12 protein-coding genes are annotated in these 15,332 nt (G+C 39.4%); 11 read left to right on the forward strand and 1 reads right to left on the reverse strand.

Annotated features, from left to right (window positions below; all coding sequences use genetic code 11):
• Positions 1-108: 108 nt before the first annotated feature.
• The gene (locus AR328_RS12105) at positions 109-1,272 is read right to left on the reverse strand and encodes a pyridoxal phosphate-dependent aminotransferase (protein WP_066295263.1); all 1,164 of its coding nucleotides are present in this window, start codon (positions 1,270-1,272) and stop codon (positions 109-111) included.
• A gap of 419 nt (positions 1,273-1,691) precedes the next feature.
• Here AR328_RS12105 and AR328_RS12110 point away from each other — a divergent pair, with 419 nt between their 5' ends.
• From AR328_RS12110 to AR328_RS12155, 11 genes are all read left to right on the forward strand, one after another.
• Entirely contained in the window at positions 1,692-2,669 is a 978-nt protein-coding gene (locus tag AR328_RS12110) for a proline dehydrogenase family protein (RefSeq protein WP_066295264.1), read from the forward strand.
• A gap of 109 nt (positions 2,670-2,778) precedes the next feature.
• Complete coding sequence (locus AR328_RS12115; RefSeq protein ID WP_156422688.1) at positions 2,779-3,159, forward strand: hypothetical protein; 381 nt, start codon at positions 2,779-2,781, stop codon at positions 3,157-3,159.
• A 317-nt stretch (positions 3,160-3,476) separates the two neighbouring features.
• Positions 3,477-4,823 (forward strand): cytochrome ubiquinol oxidase subunit I, encoded by a 1,347-nt coding sequence (locus AR328_RS12120; RefSeq protein ID WP_066295266.1) that lies wholly within the window; start codon positions 3,477-3,479, stop codon positions 4,821-4,823.
• Complete coding sequence (locus tag AR328_RS12125; RefSeq protein WP_066295267.1) at positions 4,820-5,848, forward strand: cytochrome d ubiquinol oxidase subunit II; 1,029 nt, start codon at positions 4,820-4,822, stop codon at positions 5,846-5,848. The genes AR328_RS12120 and AR328_RS12125 overlap by 4 nt, the downstream gene beginning before the upstream one ends.
• 2 nt (positions 5,849-5,850) lie before the next feature.
• The gene (gene cydS, locus AR328_RS23485) at positions 5,851-5,964 is read left to right on the forward strand and encodes a cytochrome bd oxidase small subunit CydS (RefSeq protein WP_442854447.1); all 114 of its coding nucleotides are present in this window, start codon (positions 5,851-5,853) and stop codon (positions 5,962-5,964) included.
• 375 nt (positions 5,965-6,339) lie between these two features.
• A complete protein-coding gene (locus AR328_RS12130; protein ID WP_066295268.1) occupies positions 6,340-9,399 on the forward strand; it encodes an efflux RND transporter permease subunit in 3,060 nt (1,019 codons plus the stop codon).
• Between the two features lie 245 nt (positions 9,400-9,644).
• On the forward strand, positions 9,645-10,988 hold the full coding sequence (locus AR328_RS12135; RefSeq protein WP_066295269.1) for a M20/M25/M40 family metallo-hydrolase: 1,344 nt from the start codon (positions 9,645-9,647) through the stop codon (positions 10,986-10,988).
• Positions 10,989-11,056: 68 nt separating this feature from the next.
• Positions 11,057-11,665, forward strand: a complete 609-nt coding sequence (locus AR328_RS12140; protein WP_066295270.1) for a methyltransferase — start codon at positions 11,057-11,059, stop codon at positions 11,663-11,665.
• Between the two features lie 446 nt (positions 11,666-12,111).
• Positions 12,112-13,254 carry a trans-sulfuration enzyme family protein gene (locus AR328_RS12145; RefSeq protein ID WP_066295867.1) on the forward strand — a complete coding sequence of 381 codons (1,143 nt, stop codon included), beginning with the start codon at positions 12,112-12,114 and terminating at the stop codon, positions 13,252-13,254.
• Positions 13,255-13,469: 215 nt separating this feature from the next.
• A complete protein-coding gene (locus AR328_RS12150) occupies positions 13,470-14,126 on the forward strand; it encodes a 5-bromo-4-chloroindolyl phosphate hydrolysis family protein (protein ID WP_066295271.1) in 657 nt (218 codons plus the stop codon).
• A complete protein-coding gene (locus tag AR328_RS12155) occupies positions 14,123-15,298 on the forward strand; it encodes a toxic anion resistance protein (protein WP_066295272.1) in 1,176 nt (391 codons plus the stop codon). Before AR328_RS12150 ends, AR328_RS12155 begins: the two co-directional genes overlap by 4 nt.
• Positions 15,299-15,332 lie beyond the last annotated feature (34 nt).

Here is a 15,332-nt window from a genome sequence, read left to right on the forward strand (position 1 = left end):
ATTTAAAAATAATCAAAGCCTGTGAAATTTTACTTGTCGTAAAATTTCACAGGCTTTTTCATTTCAGAGGAGGGTTTTGTCCCAGCCTCTTTTCAAAACGTTATTCAATTAGAAAAGGTTCAGTTTCCCAATCCGCTCTACAGCCTTTACAAGCACCTCTTCGTCAACTAATAACCCAACCCGGACATAGCCTTCTCCGTATTCGCCAAAGCCTTTTCCAGCGGCTACGGCGACATCTGCCTTTTCAAGCAAATAATCAGCAAACGATTCACTTGTAAACCCAGCAGGGACAGGGAGCCACGCAAAGAAGGAACCGCTCGGTGCTTCTGCTTTCCAGCCAATTTTTCTGCATTCCTTAATTAGTACATTCCGGCGGTTTTCATAGCGAGCAACAAGCTCGTCGACACAGCTCTGATCCTCTGTTAAGGCTGCAGCAGCTGCCATTTGTACCGCTGGAAAGAGGCTGCAGTATAAATGATCTTGAATCAGATTAAGTGCTTCAATAATTTTCGGATTGCCGACTGCGAAACCAACACGCCAGCCTGCCATATTATACGTTTTGGATAAAGTATACATTTCTACACCAATTTCTTTAGCACCTTCAACTTCTAGGAAGCTCGTTGGTTTTTTGCCGTCAAATCCAATCGCTCCATAGGCAAAATCGTGCAGAATCGTAATACCATGTTCTTTCGCAAATGCAGCGGTTTCTTCAAAAAAAGCTCGGTCAGCCGTTGCGCCTGTTGGATTATTAGGGTAGTTCAAATACATAAGCTTAGCCGCTTCTCTTTGCTCGTTCGGAATTGCGTTAAAATCAGGCAAAAATTTATTTTCTGCTTTTAATGGAAAAGTCTCATATTGAACATTAGCCAAGACAACTCCAGATAAATAATCTGGATAGCCCGGATCAGGAAGCAGCATCAAATCGCCCTCATTTAATAAGCACATAGGCAGCTCGACTAATCCCGTCTTCGTTCCAAACAGAATCGCTACTTCAGTCGATGGGTCAATTTCAACACCATATTGTTTCAAATAAAATTCAGCGGCAGCACTTTTTAATTCTTGAATTCCGCGGAATGGAGAGTATTTATGCGTTCTTGGATCCTCAGTAGCTGATTGCAGTGCCTTAACGATATGAGGAGGTGTTGGCTGATCGGGATTTCCTTGTCCTAAATTAATAATGTCCCGGCCCTCTGCCATAGCCTTGCTCACTTTTTCAACTAAGGTAGCAAAAAATTGGACAGGCAGTTTTTTTAAGCGATTTGAATATTCCATGTGATTCACCTTTTCTATCATAAAATGAAATAATTGAAAATTAGCTATAATACTATTGTAAATGTTCGCATTTTAATTTCAAATTTTATATTTTTTCAAGTGAAATGTCTATAGCCTTATAAGAATATTTTCGAACAAGATTCTTTATATATAACGGAAAAATAATATATGATCATGAGGGTCAGTTCCCGCATGCTTATGCAGGAAACTGGCCTATTTGTGAAATAAGTCTAAAAGGGAAATGTGAAATTGAAGTTAGAAATGCGAAAAAGGGCATACTAAAATCATCTTCTTAGCGATTTGCTTTAGTTTCGAAAAAAAGGAGAAAAACTTAAAAGTTTCAATTAGATTAGTGAAGATTATTTTCGACAAGATATGATATAATTATTTCATAAAAATAACTGCGAGGAGCAATCACTATGTTAAAAGATATATTTATGGGCCTATCCCAAAACCAATTTCTTAATAGTGCTGCTAAAAAGTATGGTTTAAAAATGGGAGCGCAAAGTGTTGTAGCGGGTACAAATATTGAAGAAACGATCAAAAGTATTAAAGAACTCAATGCCCACGGAATCTCGTGTACAGTAGATAACTTAGGTGAATTTGTATTTAAAGAGGAAGAAGCAACAGAAGCGAAGGAACAGATTCTAAAGGTAATCGAAGCGATTCATGAGAACCAAGTAGATGCTCATATTTCATTAAAGCCAACACAATTAGGCTTAGATATTGATTATCACTTTTGCTTAAGCAATTTAAGAGAAATTGTCGACTTAGCGAGTAAGTATGATATGCATATCAACTTTGATATGGAGGATTATGGGCATCTTCAGCCATCATTCGACTTATTGGATGAACTTTCTAAGGAATATAATAATATTGGAACGGTTATCCAAGCTTATTTCTTCCGTGCAGAAGAAGATATTCAAATGTATAAAAACTACCGCCTTCGTATTGTGAAAGGTGCTTATAAAGAGACTGAGCAAGTTGCATATCAAGATAAAAAGGATATCGATAGAAACTTTATTAAGCTAATCGAATATCATTTATTAAATGGAAAGTTTACCTCCATTGCTACACATGACCATAATATTATCAATCATGTGAAGGAATTCGTTAAAAAGAATGAAATTCCAAATGATAAATTTGAATTCCAAATGCTTTATGGCTTTAGAAAAGATATGCAATTACAGCTGGCAAAAGAGGGGTATAACTTCTGTACGTATGTGCCATTCGGCAAAGACTGGTATGGATACTTCATGCGTCGCCTTGCAGAAAGACCGCAAAACCTAAACTTAGTTGCGAAGCAAGTATTTACGAAGAAAACGAACACCGTAATTGGTGTGGCAGCTGGAGCATTCTTATTAGGAAGATTGACAAAGAAGAAAAACAAAAAATAATTCAAACACGTTTTGAATGGAAGGGTCTGTCTCTGATGGGGCAGGCCTGTTTTGTTTGATAATTGATGGTAAAATAAGAGTAACAATGAAAAGTGATGGAGAGATTCAAATGTTCAAAGCTCAAAAAGAATATTACTGGAAGATTGGATTATTCGTATCGGTTATTTCTTTCATTTTACTTATAGCTGGGGTTATCCAAGTTTTGGATTCAAAATTAAATGTTAAAAACCTGGCTGCTTATTTAGGGTTTTCGTTGGCGGTTGGACTGATTGCATTATTATTAGTGCGCTTTGGTTTCAAAATAGCTTTAATCTTCTTTCTAGCTGGTCTCATCATTGGATTTATTGAAATGTATCGCCTTTTCTTTAGTGACTCTTCAGGATGGGGAGATTTAGCAGGACTTATCTCTTTATTTATGTGGGTGTTTATGGGAATTGGGTTAGGAGTATTTGCTCAATTAGGTGCATACTCCTGGCGAAAAAGGAAATAACAGTAACATGGAAGCCTCCACAAACAGTGGGGGCTTATTTATTTTTCGTTCAATTGTTTTATACATGGTTATGAAAGGGAATCTTATAATTGGAGCAATTATTCCATAAATGTTATCGTTTGCCACATTAATATTATGAATGCATTGGAAAGATGTCGAGTTTTCAGAGGGGTCTGTATGCAAGATAAGGGTAAGGAGTGATGATCATGTATAAAAAGCAAGAAAGAATATTGGTGTGGGTAGTTTTTTCAGTTGCTGGGATCATGCTGCTATCACTATTAGGAAGAGTCTTTGGCAGTTAAGGAGGCGATTAGGAAATGGGAAAAGAGGAGGCTGTATTTTTTAGCCGGGTACTTACAGAGCTGACATTATCGTTTCATATTATTTACGCCACAATTGGTGTAGGAATTCCGCTCATGATTATGATTGCCCAGTGGATTGGAATTAAGAAAAATGATGAACATTATATTTTACTGGCAAGAAGGTGGGCTAGAGGATTTGTCATTACAGTTGCAGTTGGGGTTGTAACTGGAACTGCGATTGGCTTGCAGCTTTCTCTTTTATGGCCAAACTTTATGGAGTTAGCAGGAAATGTGATTGCTCTGCCTTTATTTATGGAAACATTTGCGTTTTTCTTTGAGGCCATCTTTTTAGGGATCTATTTGTATACTTGGGATCGATTCGAAAATCAGAAGAAGCATTTGCTGTTATTAATACCAGTTGCTGTCGGAGCGTCCTTTTCAGCTGTTTTTATCACGATTGTGAATGCGTTTATGAATGCTCCGCAAGGGTTTGACATCGTTGGTGGTCAGCTGATCAATATTAATCCGCTGATTGCGATGTTTAATCCTGCAATGCCAACAAAGGTTGCCCACGTTTTGGCAACTGCTTACATGACTTCAGCTTTTGTTCTAGCTGCGATAGCTGCATTCCGGTTGCTGAAAGGATCAAGCCATATCTATCACAAAAAGGCGCTTTATTTAACGATGAAGCTAAGCCTCATATTCTCCATTGCATCCGCAGTTATTGGTGATTTCTCCGGCAAATATTTAGCTGAGTACCAGCCGGAGAAATTAGCGGCAGCTGAATGGCATTTAGAAACAGAAGAAAACGCTCCGCTATATTTATTCGGAGTTCTAGAAGATGGAGAGGTAAGGTATGCCATTAAAATTCCCTTTGCACTAAGTATACTGGCACATAGTAGTTTATCTGCTGAAGTGATCGGATTAGATCAATTTCCAGAGGACGAAATTCCTCCCCTTTATATTCACTATTTATTTGACATTATGGTATCTATAGGAGTATGGCTGACGGTACTATCAGCTGTATATGTTATTGGAACATGGAAGGGCTGGCCTTTTGTACGAAGACAATGGTTCCGAGGCTTTATTGTGGCAGGAGGGACGCTTTCTATAATTGCGATAGAAGCAGGCTGGTGGTTTGCTGAGGTAGGCAGACAACCATGGATTTTGCGAGGAATTTTGAGAACAGAGGACGCCGCGACAACTAGTGGTCAAGTGGACCTTATGCTTCTGTTATTCGCTGGTTTATACCTGATTCTAGGGATTGGAAGCATTGTTGTGTTATCGAGAATGTTTAGAAGAAATCCAGTGGAAAAAGAGCTGGATGATCGGCATACAGAGATGGGTGGTGAGCATTCGTGACACTTGAGGTAATTGGAATTTCGGTTCTTTGGCTATTTCTGTTTGGGTATGTGCTCGTTGCTTCTATTGACTTTGGTGCTGGTGTATTTAACGCATATAGCTTATATACAGGACGCAAGCATATTTTAACAAATATCATTCAACGATATTTATCGCCAGTTTGGGAAGTCACAAATGTGTTTCTAGTCTTCTTCTTTGTTGGCATGGTTGGATTTTTTCCAAAAACCGCTTTTTACTACGGCACGATTCTGCTTGTTCCAGCGAGTATTTCCATTATTTTGATTGCGATTCGAGGATCCTATTATGCTTTTGAGACATATGGGTCAAGGGGCCATATGGGATATACCTTTATGTACGGCTTATCGGGCTTGTTTATTCCAGCATCCCTTTCCATTGTGCTTACTATTTCAGAAGGCGGCTTCGTTACACTGGTCAATGACCATCCTGTGCTCGATTACTGGGCGCTGTTTACTAGCCCCCTTACATGGAGCATTGTTGTGCTTAGTTTAGCAGCTGTTCTTTATATATCTGCTGTCTTTTTAACATGGTATGCGAATAAAGCGCAGGATCAGAATGCAACTGAATTATTAAGAAAGTATGCATTAATTTGGGCAGCTCCATTAATGATTACAGCAGCCGGAATTATTGTAGAACTGCGGATCCATAATGCTGAGCATTATGCACGAATGCTGGATGTTTGGTGGCTGCTTGGACTGTCATTTATCCTATTTCTCGGAACGGTGTGGCTCATTTGGAAGCGGAAGAAATATGGCCTTGCCTTCGGATTATTAGCAGGACAATTTACCTTGGCTTTTTTTGCATACGGAATATCTCATTATCCATATCTTCTGTATCCATACTTAACTATTTATGACAGTTTTACAAATGAAGCGATGGCGATTTCGCTAATCGTTGCATTTATTGCTGGGCTTTGTTTACTCGTTCCATCCTTATGGCTTCTATTAAGACTTTTTTTATTTGATAAAAATTATGTTAGAGGAAGAGTCAAGAAGGAGGATTCGTGAATATGGAGAACTTTTTTATTTTTTATGCACCATTTATTGTGGTGGCTTTGGCTATAGCGGCTGCTTTCTGGCTAGGTCCGAAAGACGGAGCTGTTCATAGAAGTGAGCGGAAATAAGCATAATATAGAAGGTCAAAGTCCCTATTTGAAATATTGCTGTGAGCACTCGAGTTATTCGAGGCTCTTTTTTTTGACTAAAAAACAAGAAAAAAATCCCAAAATGGGTATTGTAAAATGAACTATGTGTCATTTATAATAATGACACGTAGTTCATTTATTTATGGAAGTGTATAAACCGATAGGGTATGAGAAAGCGAAACTACACCTCTAAGACTGTAGACTTAGATAAATATCTGTCTATGGCTCGTTATGAAAGGGTGGAAATGTAGGTAAGATGGTAAAAGAATGAAATGTAAACTTTTACCTAATTGTGTTAAAATCTCCAGATCCATTTTAACCCTATAGGTAAAGGAGAGAGTGAGGAGAAAAGGCATGAAATTATTGAAATTTATTGTGCAAAGGAAATTGTTAATTGCTTTAATGTCGGTGTTGGTTTTAGCCATTGGAAGCTACTCGTTATTCGAATTAGATAAGGAATTAATGCCAGCCATCAAAATGGACGGTGCCTATGTTGAGATTAGTGCAGGTGAAATGGCTGCGATTGAAGTAGAAAGAACGATTACGACTCCATTAGAACAGAAATTAAAAGGAATTGACGGTGTCGAAGGAATTCAATCGACAACAATGATTGGCAGGAGCTCCCTGCAGATGACCTTTGAGCGGGGTCGAGGGGATGAGGTATTTAAGGAAGTAGAGTCACTTGTTAACGCTGCGAAGTCCGAAAATCCAGCAATCAAGGAAATGGAGGCAGGCCGGTACGGCGCAAGTCAGAGCTATGAATTCTTCATGGATATTTCGAATGGCAGCATGAACGATATGACTGCATTTGCAAAGACCGTATTGGAGCCAAGATTAGAGGAGCTTCCAGAGGTGCGTGACGTCATGCTTTCCGGAATTCTGGAGCATGAAGTGACAATTGAATTTAATCGTGCAGAAATGCTGAAGCATGGTTTAGATGCAGGCCAGGTAATCGGTGCCATCCAAATGTCCAATAATGAAGCCACTTTGGGCGAACTTAGTAATGAAAAGGATTCACCTTCTTTACGCTGGAGCACAAAATTAGAAAATATTGAGGATGTAAAAGGGATAAAAATTCCGACTCAATCGGGATTTATCGAGCTAAGCAAAGTCGCAACTATTTCTCTGCAGCCTAAGGAGAGTTCCTCACTTGTTTGGAAAAATGGAACGAAGGATCTTATTTTTATCCAGATTGGCAGGGCCGCAGATGTAACGCAAATTGAGATGGCAAAAGCAGTTCGGGCAGAAATTCAAAAAATTCACGAGGAAGGTTTAGTTACAGGATTTCAATTAAATGAAATGGTTGCACAGGCAGACTATGTGCAGGAATCGATTGATGGGGTAAAAGACAATATTCTAATTGGCGGGCTCATTTCTGCAGTCATTCTTCTCATTTTCCTTAGAAATCTGAGGGCTACGATCATTATCGGAATTTCCATCCCAACAAGTGTATTATTAACCTTTGCAGCGATGTGGATGTTTGATTATAGCTTTAATATTTTGACCTTAATTGGACTTGGATTGGGCATTGGGATGATGGTTGATTCATCCATCGTTATTCTAGAATCCATTTATCGAAAGAAAGAACTAGGTTTGAACAAGTTTGATGCGGTTATAGAGGGAACAAAGGAAGTTGCTTCGGCCGTAATTGCATCGGTTCTTACGACCATTGTCGTATTCCTACCAATTGGAATGATGGGCGGCGAAATGGGTCAATTTATGATCATGCTTTCAGTAGTTGTTGCCATTACACTAATCAGCTCCATGATTGTAGCCTTTACATTAATTCCTTCATTATCCGATAAGTTTATGAAGCTTAAAAAGACAAAGGGAGCAGCGAAAGAAGGCATGTTTATGCAGGGGTATAGCCAGGCTGTTTCCTGGACTATCAAGAAAAAGCGCCGCAGTCTAGGTGTCATTACTCTCTTTTTCCTAATGTTTGCAGGATCATTATTGCTAGTAACAAAGATCCCAATGACGATCATGCCTGATATGTTTAACCGATATTCGGAGCTGATGGTTGATTTAGAACCAGGTGTTACCAATCAAGATAAAGCCGACATCGTTCAAACGATGAATGAAAAACTGAGTGCCATCGAGGATGTAGAATCGAGTTATGTACTTGATAATGGCGGAATGCTGTACAGTATCATCAATATGACAAAAGGCGATGAGATTCAAAAGGAACAAAAGGAAGTAAATGAAGAGATCTTGAAAACATTGCGGGAGATGCAGGATTCGTATCCAATTGAAAGCATCCAAAGTTCGTTGTCAGGCAGCGGCGGATTACCTGTTCAAGTGAAAATAAAAGGTGAAGACATTGGGCAGCTGAAAGCAACAGCCGGCGACTTTAAGGAAGAGATGCAAAAGATTGATGGCATTGTTGGCGTAAGAACATCAATGGAGCGGATGTCCCAAGAGGAAGTCATTGTCCTTAAAACGAATGAAATTGAAAAGGCTGGGCTTTCCCAACTTCAAATTAAACAATTCATTGAGCAGTCGTTTTTACAAATGCCTATTGGAGAAATGTCGATTAACGAAGAGAAGATGCCTTTATTTGTAAAATGGGATCAAAAGACCGCAACGAAAAAGGATTTGCTGGAAATGAAGATTCCAACCGTAGAAGGAGAGAAAAAATTATCTGCTTTCATTGAATTGAAAAGCGTAGATACGCCAAATGAGATTTCCCACTCAGAAGGGGAACGGTTTGTCTCCATTTCTGCCGATATTGAAGGAAAAGACCTTGGGGCGATCAATAGAAATGTCCAGAAATTAATCGAGGATTTCAAAGCCCCAGCAGGTTTATCCGTGTCAGTTGCTGGAGACTTGGAGCAACAGCAGGAATTAATGATGGAAATGGTCTTTGTCATAGGAATTGCTCTTTTCTTAGTCTATCTAGTTATGGCGGTTCAGTTCAATCATTTAGGCCACCCGCTCATTGTCATGTCAGTGATTCCAATGACGATTGTAGGCGCCATTCTAGGTTTATTCATCACTCAAATGGAGCTAAATCTTATGTCAGGAATGGGTGTCATCATGTTAATTGGCATCGTCTTAAACAACGCGATTCTGTTAATTGACCGTACAAAACAGCTTCGCAATGAAGGTTTCTCTGTTGAAGAGGCGCTTCTTGAAGCAGGCAAAAACCGTATTCGTCCAATATTCATGACAACCTTAACAACTGCTGGCGCGATGCTTCCATTAGCGCTTGCCTCAGGCACATCGGGCAATTATCAGGCGCCAATGGCCACCGTGATTATCTTCGGCTTAATGTTCGCGACTTTTATTACATTACTTCTTATACCAGCCGTTTACCGTTTATTTTCGGTCAAAGCGCTGAGTATTGGAGCAGTTAGGAAACAGCGTCGCAAAGATATTATTGAGGTTCAGGCGGTGCCTGAAACAGTGAAGTAGGAAAAATAGCTTTAAGAAATAGCCCAGAGCATATGCTTTGGGTTATTTTTGTTGAAAAATAGGCAAAGACGCCCTTCAAATTATTCATGGTCATAAGACTTATTTCCAGTAATATGGTTTATTCTAAAATACCTAATAAATTGAAAAAAAGCTAGGTTGAAAGTTTCGTTTTTCGTTTTTGAAAAGGTTTGCATGAAATAAAAGCGAATTCCTTTTGTGAAATCACAACCTAGGAGGTTTTCGTTTTGAAAAAAAGCACTTCCATTTTGTTTTCTACCATTCTAGTCACGTCAGGTTTGTATCTTGCTCCTATGAATCCCGCCTATACAGCAGAGGCTGCACCAAATCATGTTGTTCATCCAAGTGAAAAGGCATTTGATCAAAAGGTAATTGCTAGAGTTAGTGCAGAGCGCATGTATGAAGATGTCTATTATTTATCTGAAACGATTGGCCCGCGCGTAACAGGTACAGAAGGGGAGCAGCGAGCCGCCAAGTTTATTAAGGATCGTTTGGTTTCATATGGATATGAAGTAACGACACAAGAATTCAGCATCCCTGATAAAATGACAGGGCATTTACAGACTAGTGATCAAAATGAAGTCATGGTTAGTATCCCAGCCGGTTCAGGAGATACTTCTGAAGCAGGGATCACTGCAAAGCTTTATGATGCTGGGTTAGGGAAATTAACTGATTTTACACAGGAGGCAGCGGGAAAGATTGCTCTAATCTCAAGAGGCGACATCACATTTAAAGAAAAAATCGATAATGCTATAGCTGCTGGAGCGATTGGCGTGCTGATTTATAATAATGTGGATTCCCCTGGACCATTGAATCCTTCCATCGGTGGAGATACGACCATTCCTGTTGGAGGAATTTCAAAAGCAAGCGGCGAAGCGCTGCTTCAAGATATCTTTGCACAAAACAAAACGGTGACATTAAAAGTAAAACGGATTGCCAATGCAAAGTCACAAAATATCATTGCGACTAGAACGCCTCAAAAAGGAAAAAACCACGACATTGTACACGTGTCTGCCCATTTTGATAGTGTTCCATTTGCACCGGGTGCCAGTGACAATGCATCTGGTACGGCTACTGCTTTAGAGCTTGCTAGAGTGTTAAAAAGTTATCCGATTGAAAAAGAATTGAGATTTGTTTTTGTGGGGGCTGAAGAAATTGGCCTTGTTGGTTCTGCCTATTATGTAAGTCAGCTAAGTCAGAATGAGTTAGATCGGAGCCTTGCGAATTTCAATATGGATATGGTCGGAACTTCCTGGGAAAATGCAACGGCCATCTTTATGAATACCGTTGATGGCAAGGCAAACATCGTATCTGAAACAGCGCTGGCGACAGCGAAAAGACTTGGAACACCATCTGAATTAGTTCTCTATCAGCGCGGAGCTTCCGATCACGTATCCTTCCACGATGCAGGAATTCCAGCTGTGAACTTCATTCGCCGTGAGCCGGGTACAGCTAATCTTGAGCCGTACTACCATACACCTGAGGACAAAATTGAATATGTTAGTGCGGAACGATTGAAAGAGGCGGGGGATTTAGTGGGCGCTTCTGTATATCAATTAGTAGGTAAATAGTATAATAAAGAAGCTGATTTCTGATTTGAAGTCAGCTTCTATTTTTTTGATTAGGCAGGAGATTTATCATGTTGGAACGTACTTTTGACGCATTATTAAATATTAGGACAGGCGGGGATCAAAAGGGCTTCAATCAATCCCTTCACTATCATCGATATGAGTCAACTCCATACAGTGCACTTGACCTATTATTTAACCAATATGAATTGAAAAGCACGGATAGGCTTGTTGATTTTGGCTGTGGTAAAGGAAGATTAAACTTTTTTACAAATTATTTATTCCAATCTACAGCGGTTGGGGTGGAGATGAATGAAGGATATTATGAAGAAGCGCTTGAAAATAGGCAGAGGTATGTAAAGAAATTTAGAAATAGAAAAGATGATATTCATTTTCATTGCTGTTTAGCTGAAGAATACGAAATTGATCCCGCTGACAATCGGTTTTATTTTTTCAATCCGTTTTCAATCCAAATCTTTATGAGGGTTATCAATAATATCCTGTTGTCTGTGGAAAAATATAAACGTGACATCGAGCTAATATTATATTATCCATCAGAGGATTATTTTTATTTTTTGGAAAATCAAACGGTCTTGGAATTGAAGCAGGAATTATTATTACCAGAATCTGTGCATAATCCAAATGAAAGATTTTTGATATATCGTTATTCAATAGACTAGGCTTGTTCATGGTGAGTGTTTTAGGTAGGGCAACAGGAAAACAAGCACTATAGAGCCTTCATAGTAAGCGTTTTAGATAGAGCAGCGCGAAAACGAGCGCTATAGAACCTTCATAGTAAGCGTTTTAGGAAGAGCAACAGGAAAACAAGCACTATAGAGCCTTCATAGTAAGCGTTTTAGATAGAGCAACGCGAAAACGAGCGCTATAGATCATTCATGGCGCGAGTTTTAGGAAGAGCAGCGCCAAAACAAGTACCATAGAACTTTTAAAGTAAGGGTTTAATATTTGATCTCACAAAAAACGGTCTTTAGTCAAAATGAATTAAATCCTAGTTAATTGATGAATCATATAAGAATATTAATTGGATTTAAGGTTAAATATTGATAAAATTCAATTAATCAAACTTTTATTAAAGCAATTTAATTTTACAAAGAAGGTGCTTGTTTTGGAAAAGAGATTTGAAACATTAGTTTTGCACGGTACAGAAAAACCAACGAAACCGATAAAAAGTAAGGTAACACCCATTTATCAAACGTCTGCGTTTGCATTTGAAGATTTAGATGATATGGAAAGGTTTTACCAAGGGGAAGGGAATTACTTATATTCTCGTGTTGGCAATCCAAATACCGATGAACTTGGTCAGGCGGTTGCAGCACTCGAAGGCGCCCCTGCAGGAGTGGCCACATCATCAGGCCTTTCAGCGATATTGGCAGCGGTTCTTGCTGTGCTCAAAAGCGGTGATCATATCATTGCTGCGGAAGATGTTTATGGGGGCAGCTTCCACCTATTGAAAGGAGAATTAAGTCAACTGGGGATTGAGACAACATTTGTGTCCTTCTCCAATCTTCAGAATGTGGAACAGGCTATTCAGCCAAACACAAAGCTATTATACACAGAATCGATCACCAATCCGCTTTTAAGAGTGGAGGATATTGAAGGTGTCGTTGATTTCGCTAAAAAACATCAATTAGCTGTGCTTGTTGATAACACATTTGCCACACCTTTACAATGCAGCCCATTTAAGCTTGGTGCAGATTTAGTCGTTCATAGTGCAACAAAATATATTGGCGGCCATAGTGATGTTACGGCTGGAGTCGTTGTCGGACGAGCCGATTTAGTAGAAAAGGCGAGAGCGAAAGTTGTAAATCTTGGCGCAAATGTAAGTCCATTTGAAGCTTGGCTTACATGCCGCGGGCTGAAAACATTGGCCCTTCGCATGAGAACCCAATCCACTAATGCAAGAAAACTAGCTGAGGCTCTACAGGGGAATACAAATATTTCTAAGGTGTATTATCCTTTCAATGAAGCAGAGACCGGTTTTGGTGCAATGGTTACGATTGAGCTTTCAAAAAGTATAGATGTCAATCAATTCTTTAAATCCCTTTCATGGGTAAAATTAGTTCCGACCCTTGCCGGAGTGGAGACAACCGTTTCTCATCCATTACTAACCTCTCACCGTGCCTTACCGCCTGAAGCTAGTGAAGCGCTAGGGATTACGAGAGAGGTCGTCCGGATTTCAGTTGGAATCGAACATCCGGAAGATATTATTGCAGCCTTTGAGCAAGCGATTAAACAATCAATAAAATAATTGTTCTCACGCTCGCCAATCGGCGGGCTTTTTTGTCCTAACTCATTAATCAGTACCTACGTCTCAAGTCCTAGAATTATTTACGGTCAAGGTCTATAGATGAAAGTGAAAAAATCCTGTATCTTTAAGAAGAGAAGGAAATATTTTATAGCTGAAACCAACATTTGTTTCATACGTATATATATTAAGGATTTTAAGTCAGGAGTCGATTAAATATGAATCCATTTTTAGCATTTCTATTACGAATGTTAATTGCTCTTCCAACATCGTCCAGTGTATGGCTGCTAAGCTATTTTGCCTTTAACCAAACCTTCTGGCTCTCAGGTGCCATTGGCTTTGGGGCGGGAGCTCTTGCTTATTTAATGACAGGCATGATACAGAAGCAAAGGTTCTTAAAACGCCATCATCTGACTAGGAAGGAATACCAGTTTATTAAGAAAAACATCGATGATGCGAAACGGAAAATTTCCCGTTTGCATAAGGCGCTTTTCTCGATTCGTCATATTCCTTCTTTGAAGCAAAGAGTGGAACTCATGCGAACAACGAGAAAAATATACAGGCTAACGAAAAAGGAGCCAAAACGTTTTTATAAAGCGGAGCAGTTTTATTTTTCCCATTTAGATTCTGCTGTTGAGCTTTCTGAGAAATATGTGTTTTTATCAGCTCAGCCCAAGAAAACCTATGAACTTGACCAGTCACTTCATGAAACACGCCGTACCCTTGAACAGTTAACGGCTATGGTTGAAGAGGATTTATATAAAGTCATCTCAGATGATATTGATCAGCTGAACTTCGAAATTGATGTCGCAAAGCATACGATAAAAACCATAAAGGATTCACGAATAATCGATGAAAGCAGGAGATTAAAATGAGTGAGCAAAATCCATCTCTTTTAAAAAACACGGGCAATACAAACTTAATGGATGATCTGCTAGCTAATCCATTTGGGGGAAATCTTGAGCTGACTAGCAAAAATGAACCGTTAAAAGAAAAACCGGTTAAGCTGATTGACGTGATTCCAGAAGAAAATAGACAAAAGGCCTACGAGCTTGCCAAGCAGATTGATCCGACCAATCATCAGGCGATGATCTCATACGGGACACCTGCACAGTCAAAGCTATTGTCCTTCTCCAACTCGATGCTCGAACAAGTACAAAAAAAGGACATTGGGGAAGTAGGAGAAATCATTAGTGAATTAATGATGAAGTTTAATGAAGTGAATCCAGACGACTTGAAGGGGGAGAAATCTTCCTTTCTTTCACGTATGTTTGGGAGAATTTCAAGCTCGATACAAGAGACTTTGTCCAGATACCAGAAAACAGGCGCACAAATTGACAGGATTAGTGTGAAGCTTGAACGCAGCAAAAACATACTACTTTCAGATGTAGTTATGCTAGAAAGGCTGTATGAGAATAACAAGGAATATTTCCATGCCTTAAATGTCTATATTGCAGCAGGTGAAATTAAGCTTGAGGAATTAAATGATATAACGATTCCAGCATTAAAGAAAAAAGCTGAAGAGTCGAACGACCAAATGAAGTTCCAAGAAGTAAATGATATGATTCAGTTCGCTGACAGGCTGGATAAACGCCTTTATGATTTGAAGTTAAGCCGAGAAATCACGATTCAGAGCGCTCCGCAAATCCGTCTCATTCAAAATACGAATCAGGCGCTAGTTGAAAAGATCCAATCGTCTATAATGACAGCCATCCCGTTGTGGAAAAATCAAGTAGCCATTGCACTAACGCTCATTAGGCAACGACATGCGGTAGAGGCACAAAAGCAAGTGTCTAAGACAACGAATGAGCTCTTGCTGAAAAACGCTGAAATGTTAAAAACGAACACCATTGAGACTGCCAGAGAAAATGAACGCGGCCTTGTTGATATTGAAACATTGAAGAAAACCCAGGAAAATTTAATTTCCACACTGGAAGAGACTTTAAGAATCCAAGAAGAAGGACGCAACAAGCGCCGTTTGGCAGAGCAAGAGCTGGCCACAATGGAAAGCGACCTACGACAAAAGCTGCTTGAAATCAAAGGGTAATCCATTAAAAAGGAAGAAGCTCTATTAATCAAAC

The organism is Bacillus sp. FJAT-29937 (assembly GCF_001509555.1).
In the GTDB taxonomy this organism is placed as follows: Bacteria; Bacillota; Bacilli; order Bacillales; family Cytobacillaceae; genus Cytobacillus.